The sequence below is a fragment of the Rhodococcus sp. WS1 genome (assembly GCF_003797745.1).
GTDB lineage: Bacteria > Actinomycetota > Actinomycetes > Mycobacteriales > Mycobacteriaceae > Rhodococcus_F > Rhodococcus_F erythropolis.
Genome location: NZ_RKLZ01000002.1, coordinates 1,821,801 through 1,833,903, shown reverse-complemented (window position 1 = coordinate 1,833,903; position 12,103 = coordinate 1,821,801). Strand labels below are relative to the sequence as shown.

The 12,103-nt window shown below is 63.4% G+C and carries 12 protein-coding genes; 4 read left to right on the top strand and 8 right to left on the bottom strand.

Annotated features, from left to right (window positions below; genetic code table 11):
• The 3 genes from cydB to EEB12_RS21280 all read right to left on the bottom strand — a co-directional run bounded on the left by cydB (nt 1) and on the right by EEB12_RS21280 (nt 3,571).
• A complete protein-coding gene (gene cydB / locus EEB12_RS21290; RefSeq protein ID WP_021332107.1) occupies nt 1–1,044 on the bottom strand; it encodes a cytochrome d ubiquinol oxidase subunit II in 1,044 nt (347 codons plus the stop codon).
• 9 nt (nt 1,045–1,053) lie between these two features.
• Complete coding sequence (locus tag EEB12_RS21285) at nt 1,054–2,553, bottom strand: cytochrome ubiquinol oxidase subunit I (RefSeq protein ID WP_020970618.1); 1,500 nt, start codon at nt 2,551–2,553, stop codon at nt 1,054–1,056.
• A 154-nt stretch (nt 2,554–2,707) separates the two neighbouring features.
• Complete coding sequence (locus EEB12_RS21280; protein ID WP_019745097.1) at nt 2,708–3,571, bottom strand: aminodeoxychorismate lyase; 864 nt, start codon at nt 3,569–3,571, stop codon at nt 2,708–2,710.
• 79 nt (nt 3,572–3,650) lie between these two features.
• Between EEB12_RS21280 and EEB12_RS21275 the strand changes: the two genes are divergently transcribed.
• The 4 genes from EEB12_RS21275 to EEB12_RS21260 all read left to right on the top strand — a co-directional run bounded on the left by EEB12_RS21275 (nt 3,651) and on the right by EEB12_RS21260 (nt 6,793).
• Nucleotides 3,651–4,772 carry a YgfZ/GcvT domain-containing protein gene (locus EEB12_RS21275; RefSeq protein ID WP_069145675.1) on the top strand — a complete coding sequence of 374 codons (1,122 nt, stop codon included), beginning with the start codon at nt 3,651–3,653 and terminating at the stop codon, nt 4,770–4,772.
• A complete protein-coding gene (locus EEB12_RS21270; protein WP_019745099.1) occupies nt 4,769–5,437 on the top strand; it encodes an MOSC domain-containing protein in 669 nt (222 codons plus the stop codon). Before EEB12_RS21275 ends, EEB12_RS21270 begins: the two co-directional genes overlap by 4 nt.
• Nucleotides 5,434–6,387 (top strand): asparaginase, encoded by a 954-nt coding sequence (locus EEB12_RS21265; RefSeq protein WP_003940365.1) that lies wholly within the window; start codon nt 5,434–5,436, stop codon nt 6,385–6,387. Before EEB12_RS21270 ends, EEB12_RS21265 begins: the two co-directional genes overlap by 4 nt.
• Before the next feature lie 202 nt (nt 6,388–6,589).
• Nucleotides 6,590–6,793 carry a DUF3073 domain-containing protein gene (locus tag EEB12_RS21260; RefSeq protein WP_003940337.1) on the top strand — a complete coding sequence of 68 codons (204 nt, stop codon included), beginning with the start codon at nt 6,590–6,592 and terminating at the stop codon, nt 6,791–6,793.
• Between the two features lie 150 nt (nt 6,794–6,943).
• Here EEB12_RS21260 and purM read toward each other — a convergent pair whose 3' ends face one another.
• The 5 genes from purM to purF all read right to left on the bottom strand — a co-directional run bounded on the left by purM (nt 6,944) and on the right by purF (nt 12,011).
• Nucleotides 6,944–8,023, bottom strand: coding sequence for a phosphoribosylformylglycinamidine cyclo-ligase (purM, locus tag EEB12_RS21255; protein WP_003940225.1), 1,080 nt, complete (start codon nt 8,021–8,023; stop codon nt 6,944–6,946).
• Nucleotides 8,024–8,230: 207 nt separating this feature from the next.
• Nucleotides 8,231–8,977, bottom strand: a complete 747-nt coding sequence (locus EEB12_RS21250) for an AIM24 family protein (protein ID WP_019745100.1) — start codon at nt 8,975–8,977, stop codon at nt 8,231–8,233.
• Nucleotides 8,978–8,990: 13 nt separating this feature from the next.
• Complete coding sequence (locus tag EEB12_RS21245; RefSeq protein ID WP_003939918.1) at nt 8,991–9,668, bottom strand: AIM24 family protein; 678 nt, start codon at nt 9,666–9,668, stop codon at nt 8,991–8,993.
• 3 nt (nt 9,669–9,671) lie between these two features.
• Complete coding sequence (locus tag EEB12_RS21240) at nt 9,672–10,280, bottom strand: AIM24 family protein (protein ID WP_042952812.1); 609 nt, start codon at nt 10,278–10,280, stop codon at nt 9,672–9,674.
• Between the two features lie 153 nt (nt 10,281–10,433).
• Nucleotides 10,434–12,011: an amidophosphoribosyltransferase gene (purF, locus tag EEB12_RS21235; protein ID WP_003940541.1), complete on the bottom strand. Its 1,578-nt coding sequence runs from the start codon at nt 12,009–12,011 to the stop codon at nt 10,434–10,436.
• Nucleotides 12,012–12,103 lie beyond the last annotated feature (92 nt).

Sequence of the window (12,103 nt, the reverse complement as noted above, 5' to 3'; positions counted from 1 at the left end):
TTACCACGTCTTCTCCTTGAATCGCAGACCGATCGACGCCGGAATCTGCTTGGAGGAGATGCGCTGTCGGAACACCCAGTACGTCCAACCCTGGTAGATGATCACCACCGGCGTCATGAATGCCGCGGCCCACGTCATCACCTTGAGCGTGTACGGACTCGACGACGCGTTCTCGATGGTCAGGCTGTACGCCGGATCGAGCGTCGACGGCATGACGTTCGGGAACAGCGAGGCGAACAGCAGCACGACGGTGGCGATGACGGCCACACAGGTGAGAACGAAGGCCCAGCCTTCGCGCTCGGCCCGCGTCAGGAAGACGACGCCGATCAGTGCAGCAGCAGCGACGGCTACCAGAATCCACGTCCATCCCTTGCCGTAGGCGAGCTGCGTCCACAGGACGAATCCGCCGGCGACAGGAATAGCCGGAATTGCGAGTCGTGCAGCAATTTTCACTGCGTCTTCACGAACCTCGTCTGCACTCTTGAGCGCCAGGAACACAGCGCCGTGGAGAGCGAACACCAGTGCGGTGGTCAGACCGCCGAGCAGTGCGTACGGATTGAGCAGATCGAAGAATCCCGACTCGACCTGCTTGTCCGCGTTGATCGCCACGCCCCGAACGATGTTCGCGAAAGCCACGCCCCAGAGAACTGCCGGGACCCAGGAGCCGAAGATGATGCCCCAGTCGCAGCGCTGACGCCATTTGTCGTCGTCGATCTTGCTTCGCCATTCGATGGCACAGATTCGAACGATCAAGGCCACCAGGATGATCAGCAGCGGCAGATAGAACCCGGAGAACAAGGTCGCGTACCACTCCGGGAATGCCGCGAACATCGCGCCACCGGCGGTGATCAGCCACACCTCGTTGCCGTCCCACACCGGGCCGATCGTGTTGAGCGCCACCCGTCGACGCGTATCGGCCGGGAGGTCACTGCCTCTGCCGACGATCGGCATGAGCATTCCGACACCGAAGTCGAATCCTTCGAGGACGAAGTAACCGATGAACAGTACTGCGACGAGCACGAACCATACTTCTTGAAGTCCCATGATCGCCTCCTAGTACGCGAACGACAGTTGTTTGGGCTTGTCCGGATCTTCCGGCTCGTCATGATCCGTATCGCCCGGCGGATGCATGTCGTGCTCCAACGGACCTTCCTTCGCGTACCGCACGATCAGCTTGAACCAGACAACACCCAGCGCTCCGTAAAGGAGGGTGAAGGTGATCAGCGAAGCCCAGACGGTAGCCGACGCATGGTCCGAAACACCTTGGTCGACAGTCAGTCTGATCATGTCGACGCCGGTCGGATTGGGATGCACCACCCACGGCTGACGGCCCATCTCAGTGAAGATCCAGCCCGCGCTGTTCGCCATGAACGGAGTGGGAATCGCGACGAGACTGAGGATTCCGAACCACTTCTGGTCCGGGACCCGCCCCTTACGTGTGACCCACAGTCCCGCGAGAGCCAGTGCTGCCGAACCGGCGGCGAGACCGATCATGGCGCGGAAAGACCAGTACGTGACAAAGAGATTCGGTCGGTAGTTGCCCGGTCCGAAGTCCTGCTCCGCCTGCTCCTGCAGTTGGTTCACGCCTTGCAGTTCGACGCCGGTGAACTTGCCCTCGGCCAACCACGGTAGAACGAACGGCACCTTCAGAACGTGCGTCACGCTGTCACAGTTGTTGTGTGTACCGATGGTGAGAATCGAGAAATCCGGATCCATCTCGGTGTCGCACAGCGACTCTGCCGACGCCATCTTCATGGGTTGCTGCTGGAACATGAGCTTGCCTTGAACGTCACCGGTGTAGATGATGCCGATTCCGGCCACGATCATGACGAGCAAGGCGAATCGTGTTGCCGGGCGGTACATCGTTCGTGCGTCGGTTTCGAGACGCTCGGCTTCGGCGGCCTCAGCCTGCTTGGCGCGGCGCATGTTCCGCACCATCCACCAACCACTGATGCCGGCAACAAACGTCGCCGCCGTCAGGAAGGCGCCGGCAACCGCGTGCGGGAAGGCAGCAAGAGCGGTGTTGTTGGTCAACAACTCCCAGATGCTGGTGAGTTCGGCACGACCCGTTTCAGGGTTGTACGTCGCGCCGACCGGATGCTGCATGAACGAGTTGGCCGCGATGATGAAGAACGCCGACGCGTTGACGCCGATCGCCACGAGCCAAATGCACGCCAGGTGTACAAGTTTGGGCAGCCTGCCCCAACCGAAGATCCAGAGTCCGATGAAGACGGACTCCATGAAGAAGGCGACAAGGCCTTCCAACGCGAGTGGAGCTCCGAAGACGTCGCCGACGAATCGCGAGTACTCGCTCCAGTTCATTCCGAACTGGAACTCCTGCACGATGCCGGTGGCTACACCGAGTGCGAAGTTGATGAGAAAGAGCTTGCCGAAAAACTTGGTGAGCCGATACCAGTGGTCCTTTTTGGTGACCACCCACATCGTCTGCATGATCGCGATCATCGGTGCAAGTCCGATGGTCAGCGGAACAAGGATGAAGTGGTAGACGGTAGTGATACCGAACTGCCACCTGGAGACGTCCAAAGTATCCATTGGCTACTCCGAGAGTAGGGCCCTGGGACAGGCTTCGGGGTTCGAGACGCGGGCAGTCGCTCGGCCCCTGCGGACACGGTACTGCTGTCCGGTTTGGACCGCAGGACTTTGCTACTACCAAATGTAGTAGAGACCTGTCGCGATTCCTATTCGCCTATCGCCCTGCTGAATCCGAATCAATTGCACGTTCAACCAATTCCGCGAATTCCTCGGAGACCTTCGGCTCTGGCAATGCGAGCCCGTCGAGTGTATGGACGCGTGCGGCCAGCGTGACGCTCGAAACCATCCACACTCCGTCGGCCGCAATCAAATCCGCAGGTCGGAGGGTTTCATATCGGCAATCGAAGCGAGCACTGCCGGCAACGTCGAACAGAGCACGCTGCGTCGTACCCATCAAAATGCCCTGTGCGGGAGGCGGTGTGATCAAAGTCCTGTCCCGAACGATCACCACCGTCGAGCGTGGCCCCTCCAACACATTGCCCTCGGAACTGACGAAGATCACATCGTCGGCACCCAAATTCGCCGCATATCGGAGCGCTGCCATGTTGGTTGCGTAGGACAACGTCTTCGCGCCCAGTAGCTGCCAGGGTGCCCGGGCAGAGAGATCGACCGAGAAACCTCGCTCGAGAGTCATCACCGACAGCCCCGATTCGCGGACCTGTCTGACCCGATCGGCCACCGGACCGACCATCACGAAGGCTGTCGGCTTGTCGCCGCTCTCACGGCCGCGGGTCAGAACAAGACGAAGAGCGCCTTCCTTCTCTGTCCCCCACTCCTCGGCTGCCATCTCGATCGCCAGACGCCAGTCATCGAGAACGGGGGCGGGCAGACCCAGTGCCCGCGCGCTCAGAACCAGTCGACTCAGATGTCCCTCGACCACCCGCGCCCTACCGTCGCGTACCAACAGCGTCTCGAAGACTCCGTCGCCGCGCACCACCGCCAGGTCGTCGGCGTGCAGAAACGGTGCGTCAGCATCGAGCACCTCATGGTCGAGAGTCACCAATACGCGATCAGGCATGCCATCAACCCTAACGATCCGCCAAGCCGCCGGGGCCGCCCTGTAACCGCGATCCCGCCCACACTCCTAGACTGGTCTTGTGGTCGACAACGCTCTTGTGCCCAACAGCCCACTTCTGACTTCCCCCGGCGCGGTCACCGCACCGGACGGTTCGGCCGACATCGGTGTCGCATGGCACTACGGCGATCCCCTCGGTGAACAGCGAACCGCGCAGCGCGCAGCAGTGGTGGTCGACCGCAGTCACAGATTCGTGATCGCCATTCCCGGCGACGAACGCCTCACGTGGCTGCACACGATTTCGAGCCAGCACATCGCCGCGCTCCCCGACGGCAAGAGTGCCGAGAACCTGAGCCTGGATGTCAACGGACGCGTCGAGCACCACTTCGTGCAGACGGACCTGGCCGGTGTCACCTGGATCGACACCGAAGCCGACCGCGGACCCGACCTCCTCTCCTTCTTGAAGAAGATGGTGTTCTGGTCCAAGGCCGAACCTCGAGACGGCAACGAACTCGCGGTCCTGAGCCTGGTCGGTCCCGAATCCCCGGCTGTCCTCTCCGCGATCGGCGTGCAGACACCAACCGATGCCTACGACGCTCTCGCGCTGGCCGACGGCGGGTTCGTCCGCCGCATGCCGTGGCCCACCGAGGACTCTTTCGATCTGCTCGTCCCACGGGAGCAACTGGCGGTGTTGTGGACCAAGCTGACCGATGCCGGTGCCAAGCCCGCCGGAAGTTGGGCCTTCGAGGCGCTCCGCGTCGAAGCGAGGAGGCCCCGCCTCGGACTGGACACCGACGAGCGGACGATCCCGCACGAGGTCCACTGGATCGGCGGGCCGGCCGAACACGGCGCCGTCCACCTCGACAAGGGCTGCTACCGCGGTCAGGAAACCGTCGCCCGGGTTCACAATCTCGGCAAGCCCCCGCGCCATCTCGTCATGTTGCACCTCGACGGCAGCGCCGAAGCGGTCCCGGAACCGGGTGATCCGATCACGGCGGGCGGACGAGCAGTCGGACGTGTCGGGACCGTCGTCAATCATCACGAACTCGGCCCCATCGCGCTCGCTCTGATCAAGCGCAACATTCCGGTCGACACCGAACTGATGGCCGGCCCCAGCGCTGCGTCCATCGATCCGGATTCGATCGTCGCGGACGACGCACCCCAGGCCGGACGTGAGGCTGTCAACCGATTGCGCGGAAAGTGACGGGCATGGTCGACGCGGTCTGCGTCGTCCACACCGAACGTGACAGTGGCGTCAGGCGAGTCCCCCGGACCGCGATCGACAAGCGTCCCGTCGACGGCCGCGTCGCGGTGGGACGACTCGGTCTGGGTGGCGACTACGTCTGCGACACCGAATTCCACGGCGGCGCCTTCCAAGCTGTCTACGCGTATCAGCGCGACGAAGCGCAGCGATGGTCGGACGAGTTGGGCCGACCGCTCGCCCCGGGGTGGTTCGGCGAGAACCTCCACATCAGCGGAATGCTCGTCACGGACGCCGTGATCGGCGAGCGTTGGCACATCACCGGAGCCGAGGCGTCGGACGTTCTCGAACTCGAGGTAACCGCTCCCCGCGTCCCGTGCGGCACCTTCGGCATCTGGGCCGCGGAAAAGGGCTGGGTCAAAAGATTCACCGAGCGGACCGACGTCGGCGCCTACCTTCGCGTCAACCGGACCGGCACGATCGCCGCGGGCGACTCGGTCACCCGAGTCCACGTACCGGATCACGGAGTGACTGTTCGAGAAGTCTTTGCCGGAACCGACCCCGAGAGACTCCGACGGCTCCTCGCAGAACACACCGATCTTGCACCGAACGTCGCCGCGCGCGTCCAGAGGTTCATCGAACAAGCAGAAGCGCAGGTGCACTCGTGAGTATCGAATTGGTGGAAGTGGTCCGCTCCGGATTCCGCGAATGCGTGCATCGCGGATCGGCCGTCATTCTCGGCGCCGACGGCGAGGTCGTTGTCGGACTCGGGGAAATTCACACACCCATCTACCCGCGCTCGGCGAACAAGCCGCTGCAAGCCGTCGCTGCGCTTCGTAACGGCTTTGCACCCACCAGTCCGGAAGAGTTGGCCGTCGCGTCGTCCTCACATGCGGGCGAGGCCGATCACATCGAATTGGTCGCCGCGCTTCTCGCTCGCTACCAACTCGGTGTCGACCAGTTGCAGTGCCCCTCCGATCTGCCGGGCAACGAACTGGCCCGAGCCGAACTGATCGCAGCGGGCGAACTTCCCAGTCCGATCTACATGACCTGCTCGGGCAAGCACTCCGCGATGCTCGCGACGTGCGTCGTGAACGACTGGCCGCTCGAGACGTACATGGAGCCGACCCATCCCCTCCAACTCGCGATCCAGGAGACGATCTTCGATCTCAGCGGCGAGGAAGAGCAGGAACTCGGCATCGACGGTTGTGGTCTCCCGATCGTCCCGCTTTCGCTCACGAACCTGGCTCGGGCATTCGGACGTCTGCCCTCGGCTGAGCCGGACTCCCCTGAACGGGCTGTGGCCGACGCGGTCCGCGAAAACCCCTTCCTCGTCTCGGGCACGGGCCGCAACGATCAGCGCCTGATGTCCGCCGTGCCGGGTCTGTTCTCCAAGACCGGATACGACGGCATCTACGCCGGAGCGCTTCCCGACGGTTCCGCTTTCGCCCTCAAGATCGACGACGGCCACGAGCGGGCGCTCCTGCCATTGGCGGCAGCTCTGCTCAAGCGAATGAACACCGAGTGGACCGAGGAATTGGCGGCTCTCGCATCCGCTCCGGTCTTCGGCGGGGACGCCCGAGTGGGGACGATTCGCGCAATTCCCGGAAACTTCTGAGCAGTTCTCACAAAGTTCTGACGAGTTCTTTCAGCATCCTGGCAGCTCGCGGCCATAGTGAGAGCAATCAGACACGGCGGTGAGGCGTTCGTGGAAGCGGAAGCGACTTTTCCACGCTAGAGTGTGTGTCAGGAAACTTACACACTCAAACGGGGCCGCCAAATTCCCCAGGCCGCCCCGCGAAAGCGCGAGGGGGTCAGCCATGGGCCGCGGCCGGGCTAAGGCAAAGCAGACCAAGGTTGCACGCGAATTGAAGTACAGCGTACCGACCACGGATTTCGACAGCCTGCAAAGAGAGCTCGCAGGTGGATCGACCAACTCGCATCGGAGCAGTGTCCGATCGGACCAGACTTCCGATAGGGAAGGGCATGCGCGAGAGGACGACTACGACGACTGGCGGCGTTGACCGCGCACTGCCACCGCGCAGACTGTGAAATGAGGAAGAGCTGATCGCTCTTCCTCATTTTTGCGTTCCATTTTCTGCCCCGCGCCTGCTTGTACGGACACACAAAACTGCCCCACCGGATCTCTCCGATGGGGCAGCTGACGTTGCGGCCTAGAAGCGCGGGTGGTCTCCGGCCAGGAACGCACGCTCTGCAGCGGCGTCCGACGCCTTCTTGACGCTACCGAGCGTCCAGCAGTCGATGTGGCGTGCAGTCAGGACGGCAAGTGCGCGGTCGACGTCCTCGGGCGCCACGACGGCAACCATGCCGACGCCCATGTTGAAGGTCTGCTCCATCTCGGCGCGCTCGACGCGTCCGCGCTGCGCGATCATCGCGAACACCGGAGCGGGGCTCCAGGTTCCGCGATCGAGTTCGGCGACCAAGCCCTTGGGCATGACGCGTGCAAGGTTGTTGGCGAGGCCGCCACCGGTGACGTGGCAGAAGGTGCGCACGTCGGTCTCGGCAGCGAGTGCCAGGCAGTCCTTGGCGTAGATCTTCGTGGGCTCGAGCAGTTCCTCACCGAGCGTGCGGCCGAACTCGTCGACGTGTGCGCTCAGGTTCATGCGGTCGATCTCGAGCAGGACCTTGCGGGCCAGCGAGTAACCGTTGGAGTGCAGTCCCGACGAGCCCATGGCGATGACGACGTCGCCGGGGCGAACGCGGTCCGGTCCGAGCAGCTTCTCGGCCTCCACGACACCGACGCCGGTGGCGGAGAGGTCGTAGTCACCGTCAGCCATGATGCCGGGGTGCTCGGCGGTCTCGCCACCGAGGAGAGCGCAACCGGCCTGGATGCAGCCCTCGGCGATGCCGCTGACCAATTCCGCGACGCGCTCGGGGATGACCCGGCCGACAGCGATGTAGTCCTGAAGGAACAGCGGCTCGGCGCCACAGACGACGAGGTCGTCGACAACCATGGCGACGAGGTCGAGTCCGACCGTGTCGTGCTTGTCCATCGCCTGCGCGACAGCGAGCTTGGTTCCGACGCCGTCGGTCGATGCGGCGAGCAGCGGCTCCTTGTAGTCACCCTTGAGGGAGAACAAGCCGGCGAAACCACCGAGGCCACCCATGACCTCGGGGCGGCTGGCCTTCTTGGCCAGAGGGGCGAAGAGTTCCACCGCCCGGTCGCCTGCGGCGATATCGACTCCTGCTGCCGCGTAGGAGGCGCCTGCGGTGCGGTGACTGTCCTCGGTCATCGGGTTACTACTCCAGCCTTGTATTTCTCGCGAGCACGTATTGCTCGTGCACAGGTAAGTGGTCTTGCAATGTGAAGTGTTTGCAATCCTCGTGACGCGAGATGGATCGTTCGACTCGAGACCCAGAGCGCGCACACAAATACCGACGATTACGCCCATACGCTACCGGACCGGCCCCCTCGGTGAGACCTCGCGTACCCCGAGACGTCAGTTCTGCAGCCGCGCACCGATCGAGGAGTGCAGCGCTCGCAGACTGTTCTGCCCGAGTGCAACGGTCTCGGATTCGATATGTTTGAGGAGGTGCCCGTCGTGGACGACCTTCTCGCTCGACTGGATCAGCACCGTGCCGGCTCCGGTGAAATCGAACTGGCGTTCTTCACCGGTATTCGCGCCGAACATGCTTCCGCGAACCGCGCCCAGGAAGCTCTGCATCCAGTCCGCATCGAAGTGATGGGACGGCGACGGGCAGTCGGCCCAACCCACCAACGCCTGCGGGTCGATGCGCAGCGGCGGCTCCGCGAACATGACCGGGCCGTTGGACGACGCCAGGAACTTGCCTGTTCCCAGCAGCGTCAAAAAGCCTGGGACGATGGACTGTTTGAGGTCCAGGCTCGTCTCGAAGGCGAGGAGATTGGCCGCGCGAATCGTGAGGTTGCCGTCGTCGAGGTCGTAGGAATTGATATTGAATCCGCGGTCGCCGAGGATCAACTTGCCCTGCCCCTGGGCGAGCACCCAGTCGTCCGCGTAGAGCGGCGAAGAGAACCTGGCCGCGACGATCGCCGTCATACTCGTGCGCCCGAGCGGCTCGAAGTTGATGTTTCCGTAGTACGCGATCATCGCGCCCTTGGACGTGAACCACGGTTGTCCGGCCATCTCGACGCAGAAGGCGTAGTCGTTGCCCGGGACGTTGTCGTTGGCGGGCAGAGTTGCCGGATTGTGAATTTCGATACCCATGCTCGTTGCCCTCTCAGAACTTCTGCTCGGACGCCTGGACCCAGACGGTGCCGGCGCCGGTCATCTTCAGCTGGATGGACTCCCCCGAGCCCTTGCCGACGGCCTCGCGCCAGCCGACGTTCGCGGAGATGTCGACGTTGATCTGACCGATGTGGCACACGTATGCCTGCGGGTCGACGACGACCTGAGGATTGTTCGGACCGACCTGCAACGGAATCGCGCCCCCGTGCGAGAGAACCGCGACGCTTCCCTGTCCGTGCAACTGCGTCGTGAACAGCCCTTGACCGGTCATGGCTCCACGTACCGCTCCGCGCACACCACCCTGCGACGTGAGAGCGACTATCGAACTCTGGAGGTAACCGTCGTGTGCGAGGAGTCGGTCGGCTTCGACCGTGAGCATCGACGAACCGTCGAGGTGGATGACCTCGACGTACAAGCCGGCGTGCCCGTAGAAGACCTCACCGTTTCCCTCGGCCGCCATCATGCGTGCATGCTCGCCGGACATCATGCGGCCGGCCATCCCGGCGATACCGCCCATGTTCGGCATGGCGCCTGGCCCACCGCCCATGCTGTGCGGGATGAAGCGGACGTCACCGGTGTAGTAGAGCATCGACCCGGTGCGGGCGAGCACGTTCTGGCCAGGCGCGAGGGTCGACTTGACGACCTTGCTGTTCACCAATTCCAACGGCATGGTTCAGCGCTCCTCGGGCTGGATGTAGACGACTCCGGATCCGTCGAATCGCAGCGAGAACGCTTCACCGCTGCCACCGCCGATCGCGGAGCGCCAGGTGACGTCGGTGACGAAGCTCTGGTTGAGCTGGCCGCGGTGAGCGACGAATGCGTCGGGATCGGCAACCAGCGGATACTGCGGGCTGACTTCGAGCGCGATGATCGGTCCGCCCTTCGACAGCACGGCCACCAGACCGGTGCCGCTGACGACCGTCGTGAACAAGCCCTGTCCGGAACCTGCGCCGCGGAGGCCGGCAAATTTCACATCGGTTCGCAGCTGTCCGACCAGTGCGAGCAACTGTGACGCTTCCACGTGCAGAGCGTCGTTGTCGAGTTCGATGATCGTGATGTCCTGGGCGTCGATCGCGAAGTAGACGGTGCCTTGTCCGCTGACTTCCATCAGGGACAGTGATTCACCTGCCGCCTTCTGTTTCAGCGCGGCACGTAACCCTCCGCCACCGCCCATACCGGCGTTCTTGAAGGTGATCGCACCCTCGTACGCCACCATCGAACCGTTGATCGCTTTGATGGTGTCCCCCACCAGGTCTGCGACCAGTACCCGGTGCCCGTCCATTCTCAGTTGCGCCACGGAGGGCACTATGCCAGATGCTCACGACGTATGCCGTGTCGTCGAACGGAAAGTCGTGGAACAGAAAATCTGCCGCCCACATGTTGTGGACGGCAGATTCTCGGCTATCGATTTTCGGCGCTTTGCAGCTTTCGGTGTTCAGGGGCGGCTGAGCGCGCTCGCGTTGTCGTTGTCGCGAGTGGCCGTCGAACCTGCGGTGCTCTCGAGCATCCCCTCGAGGACGTTCTTGCCGATCGACGTTTCCTTGGGAAGCGCGATCGGGTAGGTCCCGTCGAAGCATGCGGCGCACAGACGGCTGGCCGGCTGCTCGGTCGCGGCGATCATGCCTTCGGTGGAGATGTATCCGAGCGTGTCCGCTCCGATGGAACGACGCACACCGTCGAGCATTTCCTCGAACGTCGCATCCTGTCCGCCTGCTCCGTTGGCAATCAATTCGGCCGGTGAGGCGAAGTCGATGCCGTAGAAGCAGGGCCACTTGACCGGCGGCGAGGCGATACGGACGTGAATTTCGAGGGCTCCGGCTTCGCGGAGCATCCGGATGAGCGCACGCTGAGTGTTACCGCGGACGATCGAATCGTCCACCACCACAAGCCGCTTGCCGCGGATGACTTCCTTGAGCGGGTTGAGCTTGAGCCTGATACCGAGCTGACGGATCGTCTGCGACGGCTGGATGAAGGTACGGCCGACGTAGGCGTTCTTCATCAAACCCTGGCCGTAAGGAATGCCCGAACCCTGGGCGTACCCGACGGCGGCGGGGGTGCCGGACTCGGGAACGGGGATGACCAGATCGCCTTCGGCGGGGTGCTCGCTGGCGAGCAGACGGCCGATCTCGACGCGGGTCGAGTGGACCGAACGGCCACCGATGACGCTGTCGGGACGCGCGAGGTAGACGTACTCGAAGACACAACCCTTGGGAGTCGGGTTCGCGAAACGCGAGGAGCGGACGCCGTCTGCGTCGATCGCGAGTAGCTCACCGGGCTCGATGTCGCGAACGAACGACGCGCCGACGATGTCGAGGGCTGCGGTCTCGCTGGCGACTACCCAACCGCGGTCGAGTCGACCGAGGCAGAGCGGGCGGATGCCGTGCGGATCGCGCGCTGCGTACAGCGTGTGCTCGTCCATGAAGGTGAGGCAGAACGCGCCCTCCAACGTGGGAAGCAATTCCATCGCGGCCTGTTCGATGGTGCTGTCGCCGGCAGCGTGTGCCAGGAGACCACCGATGAGGTCGGAGTCGGAAGTCGCGGCATTGGGGCGCTTGTCGTTGACCAGGCCGGCTGCACGGGTGCGGCTCGCGAGTTCAGCGGTGTTGACCAGGTTGCCGTTGTGGCCGAGCGCGATGCCGGTACCGGCAGTGGTCGTACGGAAGATGGGCTGCGCGTTCTCCCACGTCGTGGAACCGGTGGTGGAGTAACGGCAATGTCCGACGGCGACATGTCCTGGCATCGCTGCGAGAGTCTGCTCGTCGAATACCTGGCTGACCAGGCCGAGATCCTTGAACACCAACACCTGGGAGCCGTCGGCTACCGCAATGCCGGCAGCTTCTTGACCACGGTGCTGAAGTGCGTACAGGCCGTAATAAGTGAGCTTCGCCACATCCTCTCCCGGCGCCCAGACGCCGAATACACCGCATTCTTCGCGGGGCTCGTTCTCGTCCTCGTCGGACGGGTTCGAAGCGAGGAGATTTGGACTGTTGACCGACAGATCGGCACGAGTCACCGGGCGCTCCCTTTGTGGGCAGGGGTTGGGGGGCATCCACAGTCTACGGCCATTTTGGGACACACTTCCCCTGAGGGCAGCCTTGGGCCTCA